The sequence below is a fragment of the Paenibacillus sp. SAFN-054 genome, from assembly GCF_051966755.1.
Taxonomy (GTDB): Bacteria; Bacillota; Bacilli; order Paenibacillales; family Paenibacillaceae; genus Paenibacillus_AQ.
The window spans coordinates 2,011,145-2,034,162 of sequence record NZ_JBQCKS010000001.1; the positions used below are offsets into that span (position 1 = coordinate 2,011,145).

At 51.8% G+C, this 23,018-nt stretch carries 29 protein-coding genes; 4 read left to right on the top strand and 25 right to left on the bottom strand.

Annotated features, from left to right (window positions below):
• Positions 1-10: 10 nt before the first annotated feature.
• The 16 genes from folD to ACTHPM_RS09205 all read right to left on the bottom strand — a co-directional run bounded on the left by folD (position 11) and on the right by ACTHPM_RS09205 (position 11,028).
• On the bottom strand, positions 11-868 hold the full coding sequence (gene folD / locus ACTHPM_RS09130; RefSeq protein WP_440394863.1) for a bifunctional methylenetetrahydrofolate dehydrogenase/methenyltetrahydrofolate cyclohydrolase FolD: 858 nt from the start codon (positions 866-868) through the stop codon (positions 11-13).
• 61 nt (positions 869-929) lie between these two features.
• Positions 930-1,376: a transcription antitermination factor NusB gene (gene nusB, locus ACTHPM_RS09135; protein ID WP_440394864.1), complete on the bottom strand. Its 447-nt coding sequence runs from the start codon at positions 1,374-1,376 to the stop codon at positions 930-932.
• Between the two features lie 194 nt (positions 1,377-1,570).
• A complete protein-coding gene (locus tag ACTHPM_RS09140; RefSeq protein ID WP_440395393.1) occupies positions 1,571-1,804 on the bottom strand; it encodes a DUF2273 domain-containing protein in 234 nt (77 codons plus the stop codon).
• Between the two features lie 15 nt (positions 1,805-1,819).
• The gene (amaP, locus tag ACTHPM_RS09145) at positions 1,820-2,359 is read right to left on the bottom strand and encodes an alkaline shock response membrane anchor protein AmaP (protein WP_440394865.1); all 540 of its coding nucleotides are present in this window, start codon (positions 2,357-2,359) and stop codon (positions 1,820-1,822) included.
• A 111-nt stretch (positions 2,360-2,470) separates the two neighbouring features.
• Complete coding sequence (locus ACTHPM_RS09150) at positions 2,471-2,878, bottom strand: Asp23/Gls24 family envelope stress response protein (protein WP_440394866.1); 408 nt, start codon at positions 2,876-2,878, stop codon at positions 2,471-2,473.
• A 115-nt stretch (positions 2,879-2,993) separates the two neighbouring features.
• Entirely contained in the window at positions 2,994-4,337 is a 1,344-nt protein-coding gene (accC, locus tag ACTHPM_RS09155; RefSeq protein WP_440394867.1) for an acetyl-CoA carboxylase biotin carboxylase subunit, read from the bottom strand.
• A gap of 30 nt (positions 4,338-4,367) precedes the next feature.
• Positions 4,368-4,865 (bottom strand): acetyl-CoA carboxylase biotin carboxyl carrier protein, encoded by a 498-nt coding sequence (accB, locus tag ACTHPM_RS09160; RefSeq protein ID WP_440394868.1) that lies wholly within the window; start codon positions 4,863-4,865, stop codon positions 4,368-4,370.
• Positions 4,866-5,008: 143 nt separating this feature from the next.
• Entirely contained in the window at positions 5,009-5,863 is an 855-nt protein-coding gene (locus ACTHPM_RS09165) for a SpoIIIAH-like family protein (RefSeq protein ID WP_440394869.1), read from the bottom strand.
• A 45-nt stretch (positions 5,864-5,908) separates the two neighbouring features.
• The gene (gene spoIIIAG / locus ACTHPM_RS09170) at positions 5,909-6,550 is read right to left on the bottom strand and encodes a stage III sporulation protein AG (protein WP_440394870.1); all 642 of its coding nucleotides are present in this window, start codon (positions 6,548-6,550) and stop codon (positions 5,909-5,911) included.
• Positions 6,551-6,570: 20 nt separating this feature from the next.
• Positions 6,571-7,311, bottom strand: a complete 741-nt coding sequence (spoIIIAF, locus tag ACTHPM_RS09175; protein ID WP_440394871.1) for a stage III sporulation protein AF — start codon at positions 7,309-7,311, stop codon at positions 6,571-6,573.
• A gap of 14 nt (positions 7,312-7,325) precedes the next feature.
• Positions 7,326-8,513 carry a stage III sporulation protein AE gene (gene spoIIIAE / locus ACTHPM_RS09180; protein WP_440394872.1) on the bottom strand — a complete coding sequence of 396 codons (1,188 nt, stop codon included), beginning with the start codon at positions 8,511-8,513 and terminating at the stop codon, positions 7,326-7,328.
• Positions 8,514-8,531: 18 nt separating this feature from the next.
• Entirely contained in the window at positions 8,532-8,921 is a 390-nt protein-coding gene (gene spoIIIAD / locus ACTHPM_RS09185; RefSeq protein ID WP_440394873.1) for a stage III sporulation protein AD, read from the bottom strand.
• A gap of 9 nt (positions 8,922-8,930) precedes the next feature.
• Positions 8,931-9,134 (bottom strand): stage III sporulation protein AC, encoded by a 204-nt coding sequence (gene spoIIIAC, locus ACTHPM_RS09190; RefSeq protein WP_076170008.1) that lies wholly within the window; start codon positions 9,132-9,134, stop codon positions 8,931-8,933.
• 14 nt (positions 9,135-9,148) lie between these two features.
• The gene (gene spoIIIAB, locus ACTHPM_RS09195; RefSeq protein WP_440394874.1) at positions 9,149-9,664 is read right to left on the bottom strand and encodes a stage III sporulation protein SpoIIIAB; all 516 of its coding nucleotides are present in this window, start codon (positions 9,662-9,664) and stop codon (positions 9,149-9,151) included.
• Positions 9,657-10,646: a stage III sporulation protein AA gene (gene spoIIIAA / locus ACTHPM_RS09200; RefSeq protein WP_440394875.1), complete on the bottom strand. Its 990-nt coding sequence runs from the start codon at positions 10,644-10,646 to the stop codon at positions 9,657-9,659. The genes spoIIIAB and spoIIIAA overlap by 8 nt, the downstream gene beginning before the upstream one ends.
• A gap of 118 nt (positions 10,647-10,764) precedes the next feature.
• Positions 10,765-11,028 carry a YqhV family protein gene (locus ACTHPM_RS09205; RefSeq protein ID WP_440394876.1) on the bottom strand — a complete coding sequence of 88 codons (264 nt, stop codon included), beginning with the start codon at positions 11,026-11,028 and terminating at the stop codon, positions 10,765-10,767.
• A gap of 201 nt (positions 11,029-11,229) precedes the next feature.
• Between ACTHPM_RS09205 and ACTHPM_RS09210 the strand changes: the two genes are divergently transcribed.
• Positions 11,230-11,946, top strand: coding sequence for a 2-phosphosulfolactate phosphatase (locus ACTHPM_RS09210; protein WP_440394877.1), 717 nt, complete (start codon positions 11,230-11,232; stop codon positions 11,944-11,946).
• A gap of 115 nt (positions 11,947-12,061) precedes the next feature.
• Here the strand turns inward: ACTHPM_RS09210 and ACTHPM_RS09215 are convergent, their stop codons facing one another.
• From ACTHPM_RS09215 to ACTHPM_RS09235, 5 genes are all read right to left on the bottom strand, one after another.
• Positions 12,062-13,315: an aspartate kinase gene (locus ACTHPM_RS09215; RefSeq protein ID WP_440394878.1), complete on the bottom strand. Its 1,254-nt coding sequence runs from the start codon at positions 13,313-13,315 to the stop codon at positions 12,062-12,064.
• 201 nt (positions 13,316-13,516) lie between these two features.
• Positions 13,517-14,074, bottom strand: coding sequence for an elongation factor P (gene efp, locus ACTHPM_RS09220; RefSeq protein WP_440394879.1), 558 nt, complete (start codon positions 14,072-14,074; stop codon positions 13,517-13,519).
• Positions 14,075-14,111: 37 nt separating this feature from the next.
• A complete protein-coding gene (locus ACTHPM_RS09225) occupies positions 14,112-15,188 on the bottom strand; it encodes a M24 family metallopeptidase (protein WP_440394880.1) in 1,077 nt (358 codons plus the stop codon).
• A 50-nt stretch (positions 15,189-15,238) separates the two neighbouring features.
• Positions 15,239-15,685 carry a type II 3-dehydroquinate dehydratase gene (aroQ, locus tag ACTHPM_RS09230; protein ID WP_440394881.1) on the bottom strand — a complete coding sequence of 149 codons (447 nt, stop codon included), beginning with the start codon at positions 15,683-15,685 and terminating at the stop codon, positions 15,239-15,241.
• An 83-nt stretch (positions 15,686-15,768) separates the two neighbouring features.
• Positions 15,769-16,278 (bottom strand): YqhR family membrane protein, encoded by a 510-nt coding sequence (locus tag ACTHPM_RS09235; RefSeq protein WP_440394882.1) that lies wholly within the window; start codon positions 16,276-16,278, stop codon positions 15,769-15,771.
• 201 nt (positions 16,279-16,479) lie between these two features.
• Between ACTHPM_RS09235 and ACTHPM_RS09240 the strand changes: the two genes are divergently transcribed.
• Positions 16,480-17,475, top strand: a complete 996-nt coding sequence (locus ACTHPM_RS09240; protein ID WP_440394883.1) for a DUF1385 domain-containing protein — start codon at positions 16,480-16,482, stop codon at positions 17,473-17,475.
• Between the two features lie 7 nt (positions 17,476-17,482).
• Positions 17,483-17,809 (top strand): hypothetical protein, encoded by a 327-nt coding sequence (locus ACTHPM_RS09245; protein WP_440421516.1) that lies wholly within the window; start codon positions 17,483-17,485, stop codon positions 17,807-17,809.
• A 47-nt stretch (positions 17,810-17,856) separates the two neighbouring features.
• Here the strand turns inward: ACTHPM_RS09245 and ACTHPM_RS09250 are convergent, their stop codons facing one another.
• The 3 genes from ACTHPM_RS09250 to mntR form a co-directional block, all read right to left on the bottom strand.
• Positions 17,857-18,795: a patatin-like phospholipase family protein gene (locus tag ACTHPM_RS09250; RefSeq protein ID WP_440394885.1), complete on the bottom strand. Its 939-nt coding sequence runs from the start codon at positions 18,793-18,795 to the stop codon at positions 17,857-17,859.
• An 80-nt stretch (positions 18,796-18,875) separates the two neighbouring features.
• The gene (locus ACTHPM_RS09255; RefSeq protein WP_440394886.1) at positions 18,876-20,492 is read right to left on the bottom strand and encodes a family 10 glycosylhydrolase; all 1,617 of its coding nucleotides are present in this window, start codon (positions 20,490-20,492) and stop codon (positions 18,876-18,878) included.
• Between the two features lie 143 nt (positions 20,493-20,635).
• On the bottom strand, positions 20,636-21,061 hold the full coding sequence (gene mntR, locus ACTHPM_RS09260; protein ID WP_440394887.1) for a transcriptional regulator MntR: 426 nt from the start codon (positions 21,059-21,061) through the stop codon (positions 20,636-20,638).
• Positions 21,062-21,234: 173 nt separating this feature from the next.
• On the opposite strand from mntR, the gene splB reads away from it, so the two are divergent.
• Positions 21,235-22,305, top strand: coding sequence for a spore photoproduct lyase (splB, locus tag ACTHPM_RS09265; protein WP_440394888.1), 1,071 nt, complete (start codon positions 21,235-21,237; stop codon positions 22,303-22,305).
• Here splB and ACTHPM_RS09270 read toward each other — a convergent pair.
• On the bottom strand, positions 22,302-23,015 hold the full coding sequence (locus ACTHPM_RS09270) for a cytochrome c biogenesis CcdA family protein (protein ID WP_440394889.1): 714 nt from the start codon (positions 23,013-23,015) through the stop codon (positions 22,302-22,304). The genes splB and ACTHPM_RS09270 overlap by 4 nt on opposite strands.
• Positions 23,016-23,018 lie beyond the last annotated feature (3 nt).

Consider the following 23,018-nt stretch of genomic DNA (forward strand, 5'->3'; position numbering starts at 1 on the left):
AACCCCTCTCTTACATAAGACCGTGATGACGTTTCGCCGCAATGAGCGTATTTTGCATCAGCATCGTAATCGTCATGGGACCGACACCGCCGGGAACCGGCGTGATCGGGCCGGATACTTCCTTTACGCTTTCGAAATCCACATCTCCAGCCAGTTTGCCGTTATCCAGGCGGTTCATTCCGACATCAATGACAACCGCACCGGGCTTCACGTAACTGGCATCAATATAGTTCGCCCGTCCGATCGCCACGACCAGCACATCTGCCTGACGCGCAATTTCCGGCATGTTCGCGGTGCGGGAATGACACATTGTGACAGTCGCATTCTCGCGCTGGAGCAGCAGCGACACCGGCTTCCCTACAATGTTGCTTCGTCCGATGACGACGGCATGCTTGCCTGACAGCGAAATGCCCGCACGCTTGATCAGCTCGATGACACCGGCCGGGGTGCAGGGCAGCAGACTGTCATCACCGATGACCAGGTTTCCCACATTCACCGGGTGAAATCCGTCCACGTCCTTGTCTACGGCGATTGCATTAATGACCGCCTTTTCGTCAATATGCCCTGGGAGGGGCAGCTGCACCAAAATCCCGTCGATGCTGTCCTGGTTGTTCAGCTTGTCCACCAGTGCCAGTAAATCGGCTTGCGGCGTTTCTGCAGGCAGTCGATGCACCTCGGAGTAATACCCCAGGTCATGGCAAGCTTTTTCCTTGTTCCGCACATACACCTGGGATGCCGGATCTTCCCCTACGAGAACGACAGCCAAACCTGGCACAACGCCTTTGGATGCCAATTCTTTCACTTCGCCTGCAATGCTGCCTCGGATTTCCTCGGATACCTGTTTACCGCTGATAATGGTTGCTGTCATTCTACTCTCTCCCCTGTATATGAATTGATCGATGGCCTCTGAAACTTAATTCAAAATAGCCTTACTTGTCCTTCAGCTTGTCCAGTTCGCGAATCATGTTGCCGAGCACGCCGTTAACGAACTTGCCCGATTCGTCGGTGCCGAAATGCTTCGACAGCTCAATCGCCTCGTTCACCGCAACCTTGGCCGGCACATCCGCGGAATATAGCAGCTCAAACGCCGCCAGGCGCAAAATCTGACGATCGACTCTGGATAAACGGCTGATCTGCCAGCCCTTCAGATAATTTTCGAGAAGCCCGTCAATGGCTTGCTTGTGGCTCCATACCCCATTCACAAGCTCCAGTACGTACGTCTTCAGCTCCAATTCATTTGTGATGGTGCGCTCCGTATCGTTTTCCTCGGCCGCTTCGTCAAGCAGCATGTTCACCGCTTCTTCGCTGCCCACCTCGTTCATTTCCATTTGATATAAGCTTTGCACGACGATTTCCCTTGCCAAACGTCTTTTCATTATGTTCCTCCTGAACCAGTCATAAATGGTACTTCTCATTAGTATGGATTGCTTTAACGTATAAAATGATTTATATGTTTGCATCCGCCTTGAAACCGCGTGTGAACCGGCAAAAAAAATCCGTGATACGGTTTCGCCGGAAATGGGCAATATGCAGCTGCAGCTCTTTTTTCCGGAGAAAGCATATCACGGGTTCATTTAAAAGGACGCCAGCGCTCCGAAAGCCACTGCCCCATTTCACTCCAGCGGAAAAAGGAACCCAGCTTCGAGTCCTTTCTTTTGCCGGCAGTATATCCTATGAACACAACCAATGCAAAGAACAACATATCCCAAAAACCCGCTAACAAATAAATAAAGCCAAAAAAGATTCCCGCGGCTACGCCGATAATCCGTCCTCTGTGACTCTCCCATATTTCCTTCCAGAGTATCATGGAAGATCACCTCTATTCCACTCTGCTCTTGATCGCTGTCGACTGTGCCACATTCGCTATATATACGGCCACATTCGACACCGGAATGCCTGTTGTTTCCTGAAGATGATCATGAACCTGCTTTTGAATATCGGTCGTCATGGCAGGGATGGACACATCCCCTTCCACCACGGCGCGGATCATCACCTCAAGCCCGGCCTCGGTCACGCGGATGCGCGCCTTCAAATCTTTGGCGCCGCGTACTCTCGCCGCAGCCTTCAGGCATAGATTCTCGATCGTTTCGACCGAAATTTGAATATCGCCGTATTCCGTCCGCTGGTCGATCGAAGGAATTTGAACCCGTTCGCGGCGGATGGAAATGTAAAAAAAGCGGATGCTGAGCAGGAACAGGACGGCAGCGACAATGATTACCGTAAGCTGCAGCGTCGATTGATCCATGTAATCGCCCAGCGCTGGCACCAAATCACTCATGCGGAGGATGGCAAATACACTTATTACTCCGATACTCAGGCTGTACAAAAACAGCAGAAGTCTATCCAGGATCTTGGCCACGAAACGCACAGCCTCCTTAAATTAGAGTAAACCCTCGACACATGTCGGGGGTTAACAATAGATTGAACCGAAGACACAGGATCTTAAGGCCCATTCTATAACGATCACTCTTTATTTCACTCGTTGACTGAACTCGACGTCTTCCGTTCTCTCGGCGTTTTTGAAATGAACGTCATGAATTTGCACGTTGACTTCGATCACCGTCAAGCCCGTCATCATCTCGATCGAACGTTTGACGTTGCGCTGAATTTCGGTAGCCACTTCAGGCAAACGCTGGCCGTATTCGATAATGACAGACACGTCAACCGCAGCCTCACGCTGTCCAACTTCCACTTTCACACCTTTGGACAAATTCTTTCTTCCCAACAGCTCGGCAATGCCGCCCGCGAAACCGCCGCTCATGCCGGCCACTCCGCTTACTTCCACGGTCGCAAGGCCTGCGATCACCTCGATCACTTCCGGAGCAATTTGTATTTCACCGATATCCGTACGTTCAGATTCGCTCGGTACTGTACTCATTCTGGTTCAACTCACCTTTCAAGTAAGATGGATAACCGATACACCCGTAAGGACGCTTGTAATTCACTCATAATATAACACTAACGGCGAATCATGACAAACGCCCCTTTACGGCTTATATCTCGTTTTCCTCTAAGAATTTAATATCGAAATCGCCTTTGTTGAAGGTAGGATGCTCCAAAAGTTTCAGGTGGAACGGTATCGTCGTGTGAATGCCTTCAACGGCAAATTCGGTGAGCGCCCGTTTCATTTTGGCGATCGCTTCCTCGCGGGTTGGTGCCCAGACGATCAGCTTGGCGATCATGGAATCGTAAAACGGAGGGATCGAATAGCCTTGGTAGGCTGCGCTGTCTACCCGTACGCCCGGACCGCCGGGAGGAAGATAAAACTGAATCTTGCCTGGAGCCGGCATAAAGTTGCGATCCGGATCCTCTGCATTGATGCGGCACTCAATCGAACTGCCGTTAATGACGATATCCTCCTGCGTGAAGGACAGCGGATTGCCTTCTGCAACGGAGACCATTTCCTTGATCAGGTCGATGCCCGTTACCATTTCGGTAACCGGATGCTCAACCTGGATGCGGGTGTTCATCTCCATGAAATAGAACTGTCCGTCCGGACCCAGCAAAAATTCGAGCGTGCCGGCGCCGGAATAGTTAACGGCTTTCGCTGCACGCACGGCAGCTTCGCCCATTCTGTCCCGTACTTCCTGGGTCAGCACCGGACAAGGAGACTCTTCGACGAGCTTCTGTCTGCGGCGCTGCACCGAGCAGTCGCGTTCGCCCAGGCTGACCGCGTTGCCATGCTTATCGGCCATGATCTGGATCTCGACATGCTTCATCCCGGTGAGGAATTTCTCAAGGTAGACGCCGGCGTTGCCGAAAGCCTTCTGGGCTTCCTGCTGCGCTGCCGTGATCTGCTTGATCAGCGCCGGTTCGTCTTCGGCGATCCGGATGCCTTTGCCTCCACCGCCCGCCGTTGCTTTGATAATCAAAGGATAGCCGATATCCCGGCCGATCATAACCGCTTCTTCCAAATCCTCGACCAGTCCGTCCGAACCGGGGATGACAGGAACGCCGGCGGATTTCATCGTTTGTTTGGCAACGGCCTTGTCGCCCATCTTGTTAATCGCATCCGCCGAAGGACCGATGAACGTAATGTTACACGACTCGCAGATTTCTGCGAAGTCGGCATTTTCAGCCAAGAAGCCGTATCCGGGATGGACGGCGTCACATTCGGTAAGCGTTGCCACGCTCATAATGTTCGTGATATTCAAATAGCTGTCTTTGGAAGACGTAGGCCCGATGCAGTAAGCTTCATCAGCCAAACGCACATGAAGCGCATCCTTGTCCGCTTCTGAATACACAGCAACCGAAGAAATGCCCAGCTCCCGGCAGGCCCGGATAATGCGAACGGCGATTTCACCACGGTTGGCAATCAGGATTTTATGAAATTTCATGCAAGTAACCTCCCTTTCTTCATGCGGTGTTTATTCCGATTTCACCAGAAACAGAGGCTGTCCGTATTCCACCAGTTGCCCGTTTTCCACGAGGATGTCCACGATTTCGCCCTTCACTTCCGCTTCCAGCTCGTTCATGAGCTTCATGGCTTCGATGATGCAAACCGTGGATTTTTCATTCACTTTGTCTCCGACACTGACAAAAGCGCCCGCTTCAGGAGATGGGGATCTGTAGAACGTACCCACCATCGGAGATACAATCTTATGTAAGGAAGAGTCGGCTGCGCTTGCGCTGCCCGCGGCTGGCTGTTCGCCGGCTTCGGCTGCTGCAGGCGGATTCAAATATTGAGGTACTTGCTGCGGAACCTGAAGATACGGCTGGGCCGCGACAGGCTGGCTGGCAATCACTTCGGTTTTGTTCGCCTTACGGATCGTCAGATGAGCTCCTTCGATTTCAATATCCAGTTCATGCACGGAGGTCTGATCGACCAATTGTATTAACTCTTTGATTTCGCTTAACTTCAACATTCACTATTCACTCCTTCAAGGAAGCGCGCGGCTTCCGGACATACATACACATAACGATATGTATTATATCACAAACGAAAGAAATGGAAAGAGCCCAAGATCATCCCGGACTCTTTCGACGTTTTTCCAGTTTTTTCGCCCACTTACGGCGCCATGTATTGAACGCTGACTTTATCTTGGGATACGTCCAGCTCTTTCATGACCAGTTCCACGATGCTGACGGCTTGTTTGATATCCGGCTTGTCGCTCAGAACCAGCACTTGATATTTGTCGTTGTCTTCTTTTACGAACGCGTTCGCAAAGGAATACTTATGCTCAAGGGCCTCTTCAATGCCCTGAATTTTGTTTTCTTTCGTTTCGAGGGCCATGAGATCCTCACTTGCTTTGGCGGACGCTGCGGCATCCTGGCTCATATCGTTCATCGCGGCCAGCAGATCGTTTTGCTTGCTCAGGTTTGCCTGATCACGCTGGAAGAGGTAGGAGTCGATTTGGCTGGCTCCGGAGCTCTTTTGCGTTTGGGCGGCCACCTCTTTCAGTACATCCTCGTCGCTCTTATCGGTTTTGGCAGTCGCTTTGCCATCCGTCGTTCCCTTTTTGTCGGCGGAAGCCTTCTTGTCCCCTGCTGCCGCTGGATCGGTACTTGCCTTGTCCTTGGAGTCTGTGCTCGCTGCGGTTTTATCCGCTCCGTCCTTCGCTGCATCCTTGCCCGTATCCTTGGCATCATCCTTTGCGGCCGTCTCTGTTGCCGGGGTTTTTCCAGCTGCATCATTCACCTTGCCGTCGGTAATGACTTCGGTAACCTCCACCCCGTTCTCCGTCGTTGTTTTGCCTGCCGAGGCAATTTTATCCTGCGTTTTTACGTTCGTCCCCACCTGCTGACTGTCGGCGACCGGCGTTTTGGAAGAACCTGAATCCTCCGTAAACAGGTAGTAAGCGGACAGCACAACCATCAAGCTCAGCATCGATACCAACCAAATCGTTTGTCTTTTATTGTTCATTCCTGAAATCCTCCTCAAATTTGAACTCGTTATTTGTAAATCTGCTTATCCCTGCTTACGCGGCACGACCGAAATTCGGTATTCCGGCACATTCAGTCCCTTTTCCACCGCTTCGACGATCAGCTGCTTGACGACCTCGTTCTCCGCACCCTTTGCAACGATCAGCACTCCGCGTATTTGCGGCTTCACTCTTTTGGTAATCATTGGGGTTTGGGTACCCGACTCCTCGTAGGTGACGACTTCACCGTCCCGGGTGTACTGTGTCGTGTGGCGTTTGCCGCCGTTTGCGTCGTTTTCATCCGATTGCTGCTGCGAATCCTTGACGTTCCTTTGGTAAATGATCTCATCCGTTGAATCAACCGACACCATGATGTCAACGGTGCCGACGCCGACGATCTTTTCCAGGATTTCTTTCATTTTATCCTCGGCCGCATTCTCAATATTGCTGAAAGCGTTGGCCTCGCCGGCACTGCTCTGGAGCGTTTCCTTGGAGGCGGCATTCGCAGGCGGTTCCCTTCCGATATTCTCATTATCGAGCTTTTTGACATTGACGAAGGAGTTAAACAGAATGATGGCAACGCCGATCAGCCCGACGATGATAAGCCAGCGGAAGGTGTTGATCCTCTTTCCGCCCCCCTGCCCGCCGCCACTGATCCATTCTTCCAGCTTTTTGAACCATTTCCCCATGTTTGTTCACCTCGGTTTCATTAGAGCTTCCGGTTTTCGGAAGGAGTATTCTGCACAACGACGGTTTCCGGTTCAATTCCCCACGCATTTCCCAGCATTTTCTTTATAGCTTCCGCCTTCACGAGATCATCCTCACTCAGTTCCCCTTGTTCCGACGCCTTCTCGGACGGTTCCGCATCGCCTCCCGGCTCGATCTGGACTTCAACCTGCACGGGCGTTACCGGCTCAACACGGATGTCGTGTTCCGGATCCTGGCTCTTCCCGGCGTTTGCCGCTACGCCTCGGTCCTCCGGTTTCAGCACTACGGTGACGCCTTTTATATAAGGATTTTGCGCTGCCGCTTCATCCGCTGCTCCCTCCTGAACCCCCAGGACAACCTGTACTTCCGCCGCGCTGCCGCCTTGCTGCTTGCGGATTTGATCCTGCATTTGTGCCGCTATTTCCCGGGCCGCCCATTCCAATGACTGCTTCTGCTGCTGATTCTTCAGCTCCTTCGCCTGCTCCATGATCTGCTGCAAGCTCCCCGTTCCCCCGCCTGCCGCGGATTGCTGATTGAATCGGTTGAATGCTCCCGCGAGCTTGATGTCGGCCGCGTCCGTCAGCAGCTTGATCAGGGGACTGAGCAGCGTCAGCAGAATCAGCAGGCTAAGCACCAGCTTCACGTAACGTTCCATGGAGCGGCTCGGAAGAATCAGGTCAACGAAGGTAGCCAGCAGCACCACCATGATAATTTCCTTGAGCCATCCGCTCAGCCAGGTCATAATCGATGCACTCCTTATCTCATCATGACGGTCACGTTGCCCGCCATGAGCATGATCGTAATGGCGAGAAAGAACATCAGGCCGACCGCGGCCAGCGCTGCGAACACATACAGCATGCTTTTTCCGATCGTTTCGAGGCATGTTGTGATCGGCGAATCGCCTAGCGGCTGCATAATGGCGGCGGATACGTTGTAGATCAGGGCCAGAACCAGGATTTTGATGGCCGGAAACGCGCAGAGGAACAGGATGATGATGACGCCGACCAGCCCGATGGAGTTCTTGATGAGGAGCGAGGCCGAGATGACAGTGTCGCTTGCGTCCGCAAACATTTTTCCGACGACCGGTATAAAGTTTCCCGATACATACTTGGCTGCCCGGATGGTGACGCCGTCGGTTACGGAGCTGGTAATCCCCTGGACCGAAATGACGCCGAGAAAGATCGTGAGCAGCACCCCAAGAAATCCGACGCTGATGTTTCGCAGCAGATTGGCCATTTGCGTTAGCTTGTACTTATCGGAAAGGGAGCTGACGAGATGCAGCACCGCCGAGAAGAAGAGCAGCGGAAAGATCAGCGTATGAATCAGCGTGCCGACGGTGTTGATCATGAAGATGATAAGCGGATGGGTTACCGAAACCGTGACCACGTTCCCCATCGAGGCGAGAAGCGCGAACAGAAGCGGCACCATGGCCATCATGAAATCGATCATCCGGTCGATGGCTTCCTTCGCATACCCGATTGCGACATTAAAACTGTTGATCGCAAGCACGATAATGACCATGTAACAGAGCGAATAAGCCACCTTGCTTACCGTTTTTCTTTCGAATGCCGACTGCAGCGTCTCCAGGATCATGCTCATGATGCTCAGCATCACGATCGTGACGAGCAGCTTCCCGTTGTAGAGCACCTCATGCCACATGAAGGATCCCAGGGCGGAAAACACGTTTTTGACATTGAAGCTATCGCCCCCCGGGAGCAATATATCCATAAAGGAAGGCACCTTTTGATCCGGAAAAAAGCCTCCGTAATCTTTCATCAGACTTTCCCAGTAGGATTCCACCTGATCCTTCGGCAGCGACTCGGCTTGATGCTTGACCCATTCTTCCGCCGGAGAAGCCGCGAATACCTGGTTCGTTCCAACCACTAGAAAAAGGATCAGAAAGATGATCCAATGCCGTATATCCCGCCGTTGTTGTCCCAACATGGGTATTCCCACTTTCTTCTACGAAGGCAGCAATTTCAGTACCGTTTCGATGATGATGCCGATGATGGGTACCGCAAGCACCATGATCAGCATTTTGCCCGCCAATTCGATTTTTGAGGCAATATTTTCCTGACCGGCATCCCTGACCAACTGTGCGCCGAATTCGGCGATATAGGCAATGCCGATGATTTTGAGGATGGTTTTCAGGTAGATCATCTCGACGCCGGAGGATTTAGCCATCCGTTCCAGTTCCGAAATAACGGTGCTGATTTTGCCCATCAGGAACATGAAGATCAGAACGCCTGTGGCAGCCGCCAGCAGAAAAGCAAACATAGGTTTTTGCTCTTTAACGACCAGAATCAAAATGGTTGCGATGAGTCCAAGACCCACCACCTGTATAATTTCCATATGCAACCCCTACTGGAACAGAAAAATGGTTTTGATCTCCTGCAGCAGGTTATCGAGCAGCCGGACGACCATGAACAACACCACCACAAAGCCGATGACCGTCACCCAATGAGCCATATCCTCTTTTCCCATTTGCTTGAGCACCGTGTGGATCATCGCAATGATGATGCCGATTCCCGCAATCTGGAAAATTGCGTTCACTTCAAAGTTCATTCCTTGGCACCTCGCTAAAAGATCAAAATGACGATCAATGCTCCAATCAATAGCCCGAGACTTCTGCTGATCTTTTCGTATTTCGCCTGTTCCTCTCTCGCCAAAGCTTCCTCGTGCTTCAGCTGCTGCGCAGCCAAGGCAATATGCTTGATTTGGTCCTGTCTGTCGCTTGTCCCGAGCGTGAAGCTGAGCTGGTGGATAACGTCGCGTTCCGGCTTTTTCATCGCTGACCGCTTCCAGTTCTCGTGCAGCGAGCGCTGAATGCTTTCCTGCGCCGTGCTCCCGTGTTCATTCATGTGGAAGGCTGCCCGCTTGAACAAGCTCCGCAGCGGCTCTCCCAGCTGCTCTGACATCTTGCCGAATGCATCGGGCAAAGGCGTAAATCCGTAGGAAATTTCAGTTTCGAGTCTCTGCATTGCCAGGATCAGCTCGCGAATCTGCCTTGGTCTTGCCGCAAACCGGGCTGCTTGATGGAACCCTGCGAGCGTTCCCGACAGCAGGATAAGCATGGCTCCGATCAGCTTAAGCATGATGGGCTTCCCCCTTCGTCCGCAGCTGGATTCCCCGCAGTTGCCTGTCCATCAGCCTGAAGGTTGTTCTGCCGCCGCTTCGATGCAGGATAACGTACCTTTCAAACATCCTGTTCTCCAGGAGCCTCTGCATCGCAGGTCGGTTATGAAGCTCTTCAGGTCCGCTGCCGTGCGCAGAGGCAATGACGGTGATACCGGCATGCAGCGCTTCTGTCAAAGCTTCCGCATCTTCTTCCCTGCCGATCTCGTCCACGATCAGAACATCCGGTGACATGGATCTGATCATCATCATCATGCCTTCCGCTTTGGGACAAGCATCCATGACATCGGTCCTGGGACCGACGTCAAAGCTTGGAACGCCCTGCAGGCTTCCGGCGATCTCCGAGCGTTCGTCAATGATACCGACCTTGATCCCCCGCGCGCCGGCAGCCTGTAATGCGGTTCCACCGCTGATCTGCCTGGCCATATCCCTCAGCAGCGTCGTTTTGCCATGCTGAGGCGGTGACAGGATGAGCGTATGCCGCATTCTTCTCTCCCTGTCGTCGTACAGATAGGGAAGAATGTCATCGGCAGCCCCCTGCACCTCCCTGGCGATCCGAACGTTAAAGCTTCGGATGTCCCGGATATGCTCCACGCTCCCCCTGGACAGAACCGTTCTCCCGGCAAGCCCGATGCGGTGTCCGCCGGGAACCGTTATGAACCCCTTGCGCAGCTCTTCTTCCAGGGTATATAAGGAGTGATTACTGATAAGGTCCAGGAACTTCCGGCTATCTTCCCGATCTGGCCTGTACGCCTCGTCCGCTTTGAGGGAAAGCAGCCCTTGCCTTGTGACGAAGCGGTGACCTCCGGATTCATTCACTTCAAGCGGTCTGCCTTCGCGGATTCGCACTTCCTCCAGCCTCCCGAGATAATCATGCGGCAGCTGGCGCAGCATGGACTTGATCGGGTCAGGAAAAAGTTCAAGCCAGATTGGATTCGTCATACGACCACCCCCTTGCTGTCGTTTTCTTCAACATCACGCGTAACGCATGTCGTCTGAAATCTAGTGTTTTTATACCTCATGTTTATGCTTGTACTTTGGATTTATGACGACGAATCTATCATTTTTTCAAAATTCCGATTAAGAGGCAGGAAACGCCCACGAAGATCCATAGGATCTTCCCCCATGAGAGCTTGTCTGCCAGGCCGATCAAACCGATGGAAGTCGTTAAAATAAGAACAGTCGGGCCCACGAAAGCCAGTAAAGAATTGACGGCGAGCGCCTTATCGACCTGCATGAGCCTCAGCATAAACAGCGCAGCTGCGATTTCGATCGTCCCCGAAAGCATGCGCAGCGTGGCCATACTGATGACGAACTTGTCCATTTGAGAAACCTCCTTACCAAGAAAGTGTGCTTCTTTTATATGGATATGCTGCAATCTCTCTTTTTAGATATGTTTTAGAAGAAAGGGCAAGGAACATTTCTGCCTGCTGCGCATATATTAGAAGTGAATGTACTAATCTCTATGGGCTTAACCTGCTGATAGAGATCCGCACACATAAGTGGCTTAAGGAGGATTTTATCCATGCGGGTGGATGTGATTGCCAATGTGGACGATATTAGATCGGACGACTTTATCCAAAAAAGCGCGGTGGTGATAGATGTGCTGCGCGCAACAAGCACGATGATCACGGCACTTGCCAAAGGCGCTTGCGGCCTGCTTCCCGTAGAAACCGTCCCTGAGGCCCAAAGTAAACGCAGCGAACATACTTTTGTCGGCGGAGAGCGCTACTATAAGAAGATTCCCGGCTTTCAGGCAGGAAACTCTCCCCACGACTACATGTCAGAGGATATCGCGGGCAAATTGGTGATATTGACGACCTCCAACGGTACCCGTGGGCTTCTCAAGTCGCAGCGGGCTTCTCGCCTGCTCGCCGCGAGCTTCCTGAACGGGACGGCCTGTGCTGCAGCGCTGACAGCCTTTGAACGGGATGTGATTCTGCTGTGCGCGGGCTGCAGGAATGAATTTTCGCTCGAAGACGGATTATGCGCAGGTATGATTATCGATGCCATGGAGGCCCGCTTGAATCATCCGGTGCGTCTGAACGATCTGGGCGTAGCCATGAAGCTCGCCTATCGGCAGTGCCGTCATGCGCTCTATGAGACGGTGATGGAAGGATCCTCCGCGAAACAGCTGGTCAAGCTTGGTTATGGTCATGACGTTGAATACTGCACAGGTGTCGATACGGTGCCCGTCGTGCCCGTCGCCAAAAACGACCTTGTCTTGTCTCCCCTCTACTAAATCCTCCGCATGCAAGCAGGGATAATCGTCCGCAGAATGGCAGCAAACGCGAAAAAGGCCTGGAGCTTTATGCTCCAGGCCTTTCTTATGCTAATGTGACGAGTGGACCAGGGAATTAGCGTCTGTCCTGAGGCCCGCCGACAAACACCTGTGCTTCGGTATCCAGGTTGTAGGCTGTGTGCAGCGCTTTGACAACCTGCTCAAGATTCCCGTTTTCGATTACGCAGGATGTTTTGATTTCAGAGGTGCTGACCATTTTGATGCTGACCCCTTGTTTGGAAATCACATCAAACATTTGCGCGGCTACACCGGGATGGCTGATCATGCCGGCGCCAACGATCGAAATTTTCACCAGGTTCGTATCGGAAGTCACTTCACGGTAAGGAAGCTTGGATTTCAGGCCGTGAATGACCTCTAGCGCATGATCGCTCTCAGACAAAGATGTCGTAAAGGAGAAATCGGCTTTGCCGTCCTGCACGCCGCTCTGAACGATAATATCCACGTTGATCGAAGCCTCGGCAAGCGCTCCGAATACATGTGCCAGGACGCCCGGAATGTCTTCCACGCCAAGAATGCTGATTCTTGCTACATTTTTATCATAAGCGATGCCGCTTACCACTACTCCCTGTTCCACGCTTGTTTCCTCCTTAACTGCAGTGCCTTCGTTATAGTTAAAGCTGGATCTGACGACCAGATGCACCTTGTGGTGCTTGGCGTACTCGACCGCCCGCGGATGCAGGACGGCTGCGCCCAGATTGGCGAGCTCCAGCATTTCGTCATAAGAGATTTCCTCAAGCTTCCGTGCGCATTTGACGATGCGCGGATCCGTCGAATAAATGCCGTCCACATCCGTATAAATTTCGCATACGTCGGCGTTAATCGCCGCTGCGAGCGCAACCGCCGTCGTATCGGAACCTCCACGGCCAAGCGTCGTGATTTCCCCGTCCTCGGTCATGCCCTGAAATCCTGCAACGATGACAATTTGATTGTTCTTCAAGGCAGCTTGAACGCGTTCAGGCAATATATCCGTGATCCGGGCTTTGCCATGCACAGGTTCTGTACGGAATCCAGCCTGCCAACCGGTCAGCGAGACGGCGCTTCGTCCCAGCTGGTGGATGGCCATGGACAACAGAGACATCGAAATCTGCTCTCCCGTCGTCATCAGCATATCCATTTCCCGTGCGGGAGGCTCCGGGTTCAGAAGCTTCGCCTGATCGATCAGATCGTCTGTGGTGTCCCCCATCGCGGAAACGACCACGACGCATTGATGTCCTTCGTCCTGCTTCTCAACGATGCGTCTTGCGACGCGCTTCATTCGCTCCGTATCACCCACGGAGCTGCCTCCGAATTTCATGACGTACAGTGACAACTTCGATTCACTCCCCACTCAAATTCCAAACGTCTATTTTTATGCTTTAAATTAGTATAATACGAAAGTCCACCGGAAAGGTAGACTTTTTTTCGCTTGAAGCTATGTACACCAAGGGTTCTTCCTGCTTATGCAAAAAATCCCCCTCACTTGCCGTGAGGGGAATCCGGAGTTAAAGCCGCCGCTTTTCTGAAGAAAAGCCTACGCGCGGGAGATGTATTTTCCTTCGCGTGTATCGATCAGAAGCACATCGCCTTCGTTGATGAACAGCGGAACCTGAACGTTAAGTCCGGTTTCGACTTTCGCGTTTTTGGTAGCGCCCGTAGCCGTGTTGCCTTTGATGCCTGGCTCGGTTTCAACAACCTTCAGCTCAACGCTGGTTGGCAGGTTGATACCCAGGATTTCTCCTTGATAGCTCACAATGTGAACGTTCATGTTTTCTTTCAGGAAGTTCAATTCCCACTCGAGCTGATCGCTGTCCAGGGTGAACTGGTCGTAGGTTTCGTTATCCATGAACGTGTGCTCTTGGCCGCTTGCATACAAGTAAGAAACGCCGCGGTTCTCGATGATGGCACGGCCGATTGTTTCGCCTGCACGGAATGTGCGCTCAACGGTGTTGCCGTTGCGAAGGTTTTTCAGTTTGGAGCGAACGAATGCCGCACCTTTACCTGGTTTTACGTGTTGAAAATCAAGAACGGTGAAGATATCGCCATCCACTTCCACCGTTAATCCTGTTTTAAAATCGTTGACTGAAATCACAAAAATGCCTCCTAAAATAAAATATATATTGCGTTAATCACACCGGCAATACTGTGAATTCCTTCGACGAATGCGTCAGGATTGCAATTCCCGTCTCCGTGATCACAATATCATCCTCGATGCGTACACCGCCAAGACCGGGAAGGTAAATGCCGGGTTCAACGGTAACGACCATGCCCGGCTTCAAAATATCGTCGCTCAGCTTGGACAGGCGCGGATTTTCATGCACTTCCATGCCTAGACCATGGCCGGTACTGTGGCCAAACTGATCGCCGTAGCCGTACTTCGTAATGATGTCGCGCGCCAGAGCGTCGGCTTCGCGGCCGGTCATTCCCGGTTTGATGTTCTCGAGAGCATGCAGCTGCGCCTCCAGAACGATGTCGTAGATTTCCTTCAACTTCGGATCCGGATCGCCGATTGCGATGGTCCGTGTCAAATCGGAACAGTAGCCGTCCAGAAGGGCGCCAAAATCGAACGTAATGAGCTCATTTCCGGCGATTACCCGTTCGCTAGCCACGCCGTGCGGCATCGCGGAGCGTTCACCGGAAGCGACAATCGTATCGAACGAGGAGCAAGTTGCACCGTGACGGCGCATATAGAATTCCATTTCCAGATCGACTTCGCGTTCGGTCATCCCTGTCTTGATAAAGCCAAGAATATGCTTGAAGGTGTCGTCGGCCAAATCGGCGGCTCTCTGCATTACCTTCAGCTCTTCGGCATCCTTGAACATGCGAAGCTGTTCAACGATTCCCGAAACCGGAACCAGCTGGATCGGCTTGAGCTGCTCGGCATAAGCGCTATACGATGCGAACGAAACATCCTCCTGCTCAAAGGCAACCTTGCCGATGTTAGCGGAGTTCAGCAGTTCCTTAACCGTATCTGTTACACGCTGCGCATGCTCGACAACCTTGAAATCCTTCGCCTGCTGCGGCGCCTGGGTCATATAGCGGAAGTCAGTCAGCAAATAGGCTTCGTTCATGGTTACGAGCACATAACCCGAAGAACCTGTAAAACCGGTCAGGTAGCGGCGGTTGATCGCGCTTGTGACGAACAGCGCCTCCACGTTTTTTTGCTGCATGGCTTCACGCAATTGAAGTACACGATGGTTGCTCATAAACTTACGTCTCCTCTCTCTTCACAGCTTCATCCGGAAGAGGCAGCGACCTATTGTCCCTGACTTTCCAAGTGGCGAAGCAGGGCTATCAATCCAAGTTCGTAGCTGACGGCGCCGAATCCGGCGATTTGTCCAATGGCAACAGGAGCGATGACCGACGTATGACGGAACGGTTCCCGCGCGTGAATGTTGGATAAATGCACTTCGACGGTCGGTATTTTAACAGAGCTGATGGCATCGCGCACTGCATAGCTGTAGTGGGTAAGCGCGCCAGGGTTCAGCACAATGCCGTCGGCATGGCCTATAGCGCCATGGATCCGGTCGATGATGTCGCCTTCATGGTTGGATTGATAAAATGTAATCGACAAGCCCAAAGCTTCAGCCTTTTGAAGCAAGCCTTCCTCAATTGCTTGCAGGCTTTGAGAGCCGTATACACCGGGCTCCCGAAGCCCGAGCAGATTCAGGTTCGGTCCGTTGATCACCCATATGGTTCTCAAAATGGTTTTCCCACCCTTATTGTCAAATAACCATCTGCTATTTTACCATAGGGAATGTCCACTTGAGAAGTTTTTTTGCTAGCTCAAGCCTTTGCTTGCTTTGGTTCACGCTTTCGCTCATCCGTGAATTCAACGGCAATCGTATATCCGATAAACAATCCCCAGAGCAGAAAAAGGCAGAATTCGCTCACGACCGAGTTCCATCCCAGGTGTTGAACGGGCTTCATCATATGAAGCTTTGGACCTGCTAGGACAAAAAGGATGAACCACCATACTACGCCATACAGGATCCCGGGCCACGGACCTCTCAGCTTTCGAAGCAGCAGGACATATATAATGGAGGCAAAAGTGGAAAGGACGATGAACAGCAGCCAACCGGTCAGCTGCCCGGAACCGCTTTTAAGAAAAGATGACCTGAAAAAGGGTCCGCCGAGAAATCCCGGAATCACTTTGGTGAAATGAAAGGTATAGAATACCCAATGAATCGCTCCCCAGATCAGTCCCGCAAAAAAACCGAGTTCAAGCCCAAACGTGAACGGATTCGTATGTCCTTCCTCCGACTTTTGCCGATATGCGGCAGCTTGTGTCGTCATTTTCAAAGACTCCTTTTGTTTTCCTTAGTATGTACATTTCGTCCGAGCCTAAACCAACTAGAAATCGAGCCGGAAATTAGATACAATGGTAATAATAAAACCTCGGGGCTCGCGTGCTGAAGACTGATGCGAAAGCCGGGTAAGCCATACAGGATTGGAAATATCCTGAAATACACTAATTTCTTAGGGAAGGTGAACTGGTTGTCGCAAGAATCAAAAACTGTCAGCTACGGCGGCCAAGCTGTGATTGAAGGCGTTATGTTTGGCGGCAAACATGTCAATGTGACAGCCGTACGCAGAAAAAATCAGGAAATTACTTTTTTGGAAGTGCCGAAGCAGGACAAAAATTGGGTGCGCAAGCTGCGCAGGGTCCCATTGCTGCGGGGCATTGTCAGTATTATAGATTCGAGCGCCAAAGGAACGAAGCATTTGAATTATTCCGCTGATGCGTACGCGGATGATACGCTTGAACCTGAAGAGCGCGAAAAACTGAAAGAGAAGGAAGAATCCAAATGGAGCCTGAGCATGATTATCGGCGTGGCCGCCGTAGGCGTTCTCTCCTTCGTATTCGGCAAGCTGGTGCTTACACTGCTTCCGGTTTTTCTTGAGAACATTTTTTTCGGCAAGCTGTTTGATAACTACATTCTGCATAACCTGATTGAAGGGGTCATCAAGCTCATTTTGCTTCTGGTTTATCTATGGGCCATCTCACAGACGCCTGTAGTGAAGCGGTTGTTCCAATATCACGGCGCGGAGCACAAGGTCATCACGACCTACGAAGCCGGTGAGGAATTGACGGTGCAGAATGTACAGAAGCACAGCCGGCTCCATTACCGCTGCGGCAGCAGCTTTATGATGCTCACGATTGTGCTGGGCGTCCTCATCTATTCCCTCGTTCCGTGGGATAACATGACGCAGCGCGTCTTGCAGCGGATCGTCCTGCTGCCTGTCGTCATTGCCATTTCGTTCGAATTCTTGAAAATGACCAACTCGCTTAGAGAGGTGCCTGTTCTCCGCTACCTCGGTTATCCGGGATTGTGGCTGCAGCTGTTGACCACCAAAGAACCGAAAGATGATCAGGTAGAGGTTTCCATCGCTTCATTTAACCGGATGCTTGAGCTCGATGCTCAAATGGAAAACGCACCTGCAGCAAACCAACCTGTCAGAACCGGAGTCTTGGATCCCCTGAAAGGATGAGGATGAGATGAAAAGGCATGCTATAGTCTTTTGGGTTGCAGCGGCGCTGGCCGTTTTAGGTTTCTTGTTTATGCTGTTGGACCAACCTTTGAATTTGATCAAAATGCTGCTCATACCTTTCCTGGTGTTTGGCGTGGTGTTCCTGCTCTTCAAATACCAGCCCGGACGTGGAAAATCGAGAAAAGCACCAAAGATCAAGCCATCTGCCCGAACGATGGAAAAGGTGGCCGCAGCCAAGAAGACGCATACCGCAGGAAAAAGAAAGCATTATCCTTTTCAGGTCATCGAAGGCTCCAAGGGTAAAAACGATGACCAGCAGCCGAAGTACCATTAATCCTGCATGAATGAAGAGGCGTTCACGCTAAGCGTGAACGCCTCTTTTTACATATTCAGCCTTTGAAATCTGGCGAAAAACTTGTTTCCTGCCTGAACGCCGGACTCGTAAAGCTCCCTGCTTTGTTCCGGTGTCAGATTAAACTCCATCGTGCCGACGCCAAGTGTGGGGATCTTGATTGTCCGGAACCGGTTCACCTGCTCGATGTACCGTTCGTCATGGGCGGACAGCATCGTATCGAACATCGCCTGCAGCATGCTGACCGGTCCTCTGATCACATGGGGGCTGCCCGAGCTCCGACCCACCATTTGAAATCCGATCGTTTGCACGAGCTTTTGCCCCGGTCCCGGCGTCTCCACGGTCGTATCGTCGAACAGCCACAGCGGAAAGTTGCTGAGCAGCCCGCCGTCCACGATATATACGAACTGATCCTTGAACGATTTGCCCCGGGCTGCATCCCCGCACATTCTCAGAATCACCGGATCGAAAAAGTAAGGAATGCTGGTGCTCATGCGGATCGCCTTCGAAACCTCAAACGCTGCCGGATTGATGCCTAGCTTGATCAGATCGCCGGGCAGCACCAGTATTTTGCCGTTAGTGATGTCGGAGGCGATGATCATCAATTTGCCTGGCGGGATATCCGAGAATGTGCGGATTCCCTTTGACTTCAAAATATTATGGATCCATAATTCCAGCGCTTCCCCGGAATACAGTCCTTTTTTGATGAACAGGCGGACGGCCGGCCCGATGATTTTGGCGTTAAACACCGGCGCTCGATGCAGAAAGGAAGTGAAAGGCGTCGTACGGACAATCTCGCTCATCTCGTCCGCAGAGAATCCTGCTGCTAGCAGCGCAGCCACAATGGAGCCCGAGGATGTCCCGGCCAGCCTGTGAAATACGACCCCCGAGGTTTCTGCCGCTTTCACTGCGCCCGCAAGCGATATTCCCTTGACTCCGCCGCCTTCAAAAACCGCATTGATGAGCATGCAAAAAACCCCCGTCCTCATCTACATTCAACCTAATGTATGAGAACGGGAGTCGATTCATGACTCGTTATGAACGGGTATTATTGTTGATAAAAAGCGGCCAATGCCGGAATAAGTCCGAGCGGATTGTTGATCAAATGCGTCGCCCGGAAAAAGATCGAACCTTTAATATCCGCATATTTTTCATTATAGGTGAGCTGATTGATAATCTCCTGAGAACTTTGCCATCCGGCTTCGGTCGTACCCAGCTTGTACGGCGCCTGACCGATCAACAAATCAACCCCGGTCCCTGCCACTTCCGCGGCCCACCAATCAACAAGCTTATCGTACTGGGCAGCCTTAAACGACATGCTCCAATAGATTTGCGGCGCAACATAATCGATCCAGCCATTCTGTATCCACGTTCTTACGTCCGCGTACATCGAATCGTAAGCCGTCACACCCGCTTTCGTATCCGAACCCGTCACGTCCGTTGCCTTATTGCGCCATACGCCAAACGGACTGATGCCGAATTCGATGGAAGGCTTCGCGGCATGAATGGACTGGTCAAGCTTTTGAACAAACTGGTTCACGTTATCCCTGCGCCAATCGGCTTTGGAAAGACCGCTGAAATCATACGTCTTGTACGTGTTGTCGTCGTTGAATGTCCCGCCGGACGGATAGAAATAATCATCCAGGTGCACGCCGTCGATGCTGTATTTGTTCACGACTTCCATAATGGCATCGATAATATGCTGTCTTGCTTCCGGAATACCCGGATTAATGATCATCTGATTGTTGGCGGTCACGATCCAATCCGGATGCTGGATCGCCACATGGTTTGGAGCCAAATTGGTTTTGGTCGATTTCATGCTTGCACGAAACGGATTAAACCAGGCATGGAACTGCATCCCTCTTTGATGGGTCTCCTTGATCATGAATTCGAGCGGGTCATAGCCCGGATCCTGTCCCTGTTTGCCTGTCAAATATTCGGACCATGGTACAAGTTTCGAAGGGTACAGCGCGTCGCCGGCGGGACGAACCTGAACGTAAACCGCGTTCACGCCGATAGCCAGCAGCTTATCCAGCAGCGCAGTGAATTCCTGCTTTTGCTGATTGCTGTTTCCGTACGACTTCTTGGAGGGCCAATCCAGGTTGGTGACGGTCGATATCCAGGCCCCGTGTATCCCATCCTGCTGCCCGTTTCCATTCCCCTCTTCAGGCTGGCTTGGTTCCGCGGGACTTGGAAGGCTTGGTATGTATGAACCGGATAACAGCGCGATGCTCTGTGCCGCTTGATTCCATACGACCTGCAGGCCCAGGTTCTCGCCAACGAAACGGAGCGGCACCATAATTCTGCCGCTTTTGATTTGGACCGAAGCATCGAGTGCAACACTCTCACCGTTGACCACAGCCGTTTTTTTGCCGCTGGTCAGTGACATGGACGAACCATCGCGGTCAATGGTGACGGTTTTCGAGCTCTGCTGCCAATTCACGGCTGCCCCCAGTCCCTCGCTAATGACGCGGAGCGGCACCATGGTCACATATACTTTTGGAAGAATATACGGCGCAACGTCACTGGTAATCCGGTCCCCATCCAGCGAAATCGTGATGGACCCTTTTGAAGTTTCCGCTTGAACAGAACGACTGGTAACAGGTAAAAACAGTATAAACACGAGTGCCAGGATCATCCATTTGTGAAACTTCCATAACCTCATTCTACGAATCCTCCAAGTAATAATAGATTTGCAGGCATAAAGCATCGCGGCCGTCCAGGGAGGCCGTCATGCCATACATAGGGGTCTTCCCGCTCATGAGAAACGAAGAGGCATCCGTCTCTTGAAAGGGACAGATGCCTGTTTTACGAATCGCCCACTAGTTCATTGTGAATGTTCCGCAAATCTTGAAGACGCTGGTCATCTCTGCGGAAGAACTCTACAAGCGTTGCAATGTGCGTAATGGAATCCCAGCTCAAATGATGCTCGATCCCTTCCACATCGGTATAAATATGCTCATCGGACACGCCGATCATCGTCAAGAAATCTTCAAGCAGCTTATGGCGGTCAACCAGTCGTTTACCCATCTTCTTGCCTTTGCTGGTCAAAACGAGTCCACGATATTTCTCGTATATGAGGTATTCATCCTTGTCGAGTTTTTGAATCATTTTGGTAACCGATGAAGGATGAACCTCCAGCCCTTCGGCAATATCCGAGACGCGAGCATATCCCTTTTCGTCAATCAGCTTGTAGATGCGCTCCAAATAATCCTCCATGCTGGGCGTTGGCATCTTCTTCCCTCTTTTCTCTTTTTAAGCATGAATCATGGAACCAAAATACCTGCTCTTGTAATGATACATGTTTCCAAGAGGACTTGGCAAGTCCTGCCGGGAAACCTCTCTTTTCCCACGACTGTAGGCCATTTGACGCACACATAATAAATGAGGAAAGGAGCGCGATTGCCATGGGGACAGGTATTAAGGAAAGACCAAAGCGAACGCTGAGGCCAACAAAACCGTTCATCCCGGACCTTGTATATTTTGAACCGGATGCGCTGAACTATTCCAAAGGCGCAAAAATTATGGAGTGGGTCAAGCAAAACAACATTCCGCTCCGGATGACCACCTCCCACAACCGCATCACCAATCTGCCCGGCGACACGGATCTCGAAAAATACAAAAACGCCAAGCGCACACTGGTGGTCGGAGTCCGTAAAACGCTGGAATTTGATCAATCCAAACCGTCCGCCGAGTATGCAATTCCGATCTCGACAGGATGCATGGGCCACTGCCATTACTGCTACCTGCAGACGACGCTCGGCGCCAAGCCCTATATCCGCGTTTACGTGAATACGGAGGATATCCTGGCGTCGGCCAAGCGCTATATCGAGGAGCGAAAGCCGGAGATTACCCGGTTTGAGGCCGCCTGTACCTCGGATCCCGTCGGCATTGAGCATATTACCGGCTCCCTCGCGGATTTGATAACGTTCATGGCCGATGAGGAATTCGGAAGACTGCGCTTTGTGACCAAGTTCCACCACGTCGATCCGCTGCTTAAGCTGAAGCACAACGGGCATACCCGTATCCGTTTCAGCGTCAACTCCGATTATGTCATCCGTCAGTTCGAGCCCTCCACCTCCCACTTCGAGGAGCGGATCGAAGCCGCCGGGAAAGTTGCTCACGCCGGCTATCCGCTCGGGTTCATCATTGCTCCGATCATCTGGTATGACGGCTGGGAAGAAGGCTACGCCGACCTCCTGGCTCGTCTGGAGAAGACCCTGCCGAAGGATGCCACGAGCGATTTAACCTTTGAGCTGATCCAGCACCGGTTTACCAAAACCGCTAAATCGGTGATTGAGCAGCGATATCCCAAAACGAAGCTCGAAATGGACGTCGAAAAGCGCAAGAAGAAATGGGGGAAGTGGGGCCAATCCAAGTATGTATACCCCGATGAACAGCAAACCGCCCTGCGCGAATTCATCACAGAGCGGATCTTTGAGCATTTTCCTTCGGCCAAAATTGATTATTTTACCTAGAATTTCAGCCACTCGGGCGTAATCGCCTGCAGCCAAATCGTTATTTTCGTCATTTGGTTTGTAAACAGCAGCACACCCATCAGCAGCATCAAGGCGCCGCCGATTTTCATCATGATGCCTGAATATTTCACGATCCACTTCGTGGAACCGATGAAAAACGCCAGTACGAAGAAAGGAATGGCGAACCCGAGCGTATAGGCGGTAATGAGCGGAAACCATGCACCGGGCTCCGTTGCCGCGAGTGCGATGATCGCCGCCAGGATCGGTCCCACGCAGGGCGACCATCCGGCGGAGAAGCCAATACCGAAGATAAAGGAACCGATATAGCCCGCAGGCTTGAATTTGAAGTCCATTTTAAAATCCCTCATCAAAAACTTGGGCTGGAAAATACCCACAAGGAACAGGCCCATCAATATAATCAAAATAGCGGACAGTTGGCGGATCAGATCCCGGTTATTGTTGAAGAAATTCCCGAACAGTCCTGCTCCAACGCCCAAGGTGTAAAACACGGCTGAAAAGCCCAAAATAAACGCGAGCGTATGCGTCATGGTCCGGAAACGGACTTCTTTTTTATTCTGCTCCGTTTTCAGCTGCTGCACCGACATCCCTGTAATGTAAGAAAGGTATGAAGGATATAAAGGCAGGCAGCATGGAGAGATAAATGAAGCCAGCCCGGCAAGAAATGCGATCCAAATATTCAAGTTCGACAAGGC

Excerpts from the sequence above, each read along its gene's own strand:
- folD (WP_440394863.1), bottom strand. The coding sequence starts at position 868 with ATGACAGCAACCATTATCAGCGGTAAACAGGTATCCGAGGAAATCCGA.
- nusB (WP_440394864.1), bottom strand. The coding sequence starts at position 1,376 with ATGAAAAGACGTTTGGCAAGGGAAATCGTCGTGCAAAGCTTATATCAA.
- ACTHPM_RS09150 (WP_440394866.1), bottom strand. The coding sequence starts at position 2,878 with ATGAGTACAGTACCGAGCGAATCTGAACGTACGGATATCGGTGAAATA.
- accC (WP_440394867.1), bottom strand. The coding sequence starts at position 4,337 with ATGAAATTTCATAAAATCCTGATTGCCAACCGTGGTGAAATCGCCGTT.
- accB (WP_440394868.1), bottom strand. The coding sequence starts at position 4,865 with ATGTTGAAGTTAAGCGAAATCAAAGAGTTAATACAATTGGTCGATCAG.
- ACTHPM_RS09165 (WP_440394869.1), bottom strand. The coding sequence starts at position 5,863 with ATGAACAATAAAAGACAAACGATTTGGTTGGTATCGATGCTGAGCTTG.
- spoIIIAG (WP_440394870.1), bottom strand. The coding sequence starts at position 6,550 with ATGGGGAAATGGTTCAAAAAGCTGGAAGAATGGATCAGTGGCGGCGGG.
- spoIIIAF (WP_440394871.1), bottom strand. The coding sequence starts at position 7,311 with ATGACCTGGCTGAGCGGATGGCTCAAGGAAATTATCATGGTGGTGCTG.
- spoIIIAE (WP_440394872.1), bottom strand. The coding sequence starts at position 8,513 with ATGTTGGGACAACAACGGCGGGATATACGGCATTGGATCATCTTTCTG.
- spoIIIAD (WP_440394873.1), bottom strand. The coding sequence starts at position 8,921 with ATGGAAATTATACAGGTGGTGGGTCTTGGACTCATCGCAACCATTTTG.
- spoIIIAC (WP_076170008.1), bottom strand. The coding sequence starts at position 9,134 with ATGAACTTTGAAGTGAACGCAATTTTCCAGATTGCGGGAATCGGCATC.
- spoIIIAB (WP_440394874.1), bottom strand. The coding sequence starts at position 9,664 with ATGCTTAAGCTGATCGGAGCCATGCTTATCCTGCTGTCGGGAACGCTC.
- spoIIIAA (WP_440394875.1), bottom strand. The coding sequence starts at position 10,646 with ATGACGAATCCAATCTGGCTTGAACTTTTTCCTGACCCGATCAAGTCC.
- ACTHPM_RS09205 (WP_440394876.1), bottom strand. The coding sequence starts at position 11,028 with ATGGACAAGTTCGTCATCAGTATGGCCACGCTGCGCATGCTTTCGGGG.
- ACTHPM_RS09210 (WP_440394877.1), top strand. The coding sequence starts at position 11,230 with ATGCGGGTGGATGTGATTGCCAATGTGGACGATATTAGATCGGACGAC.
- ACTHPM_RS09225 (WP_440394880.1), bottom strand. The coding sequence starts at position 15,188 with ATGAGCAACCATCGTGTACTTCAATTGCGTGAAGCCATGCAGCAAAAA.
- ACTHPM_RS09235 (WP_440394882.1), bottom strand. The coding sequence starts at position 16,278 with ATGACGACACAAGCTGCCGCATATCGGCAAAAGTCGGAGGAAGGACAT.
- ACTHPM_RS09245 (WP_440421516.1), top strand. The coding sequence starts at position 17,483 with ATGAAAAGGCATGCTATAGTCTTTTGGGTTGCAGCGGCGCTGGCCGTT.
- ACTHPM_RS09250 (WP_440394885.1), bottom strand. The coding sequence starts at position 18,795 with ATGCTCATCAATGCGGTTTTTGAAGGCGGCGGAGTCAAGGGAATATCG.
- ACTHPM_RS09255 (WP_440394886.1), bottom strand. The coding sequence starts at position 20,492 with ATGAGGTTATGGAAGTTTCACAAATGGATGATCCTGGCACTCGTGTTT.
- mntR (WP_440394887.1), bottom strand. The coding sequence starts at position 21,061 with ATGCCAACGCCCAGCATGGAGGATTATTTGGAGCGCATCTACAAGCTG.
- splB (WP_440394888.1), top strand. The coding sequence starts at position 21,235 with ATGGGGACAGGTATTAAGGAAAGACCAAAGCGAACGCTGAGGCCAACA.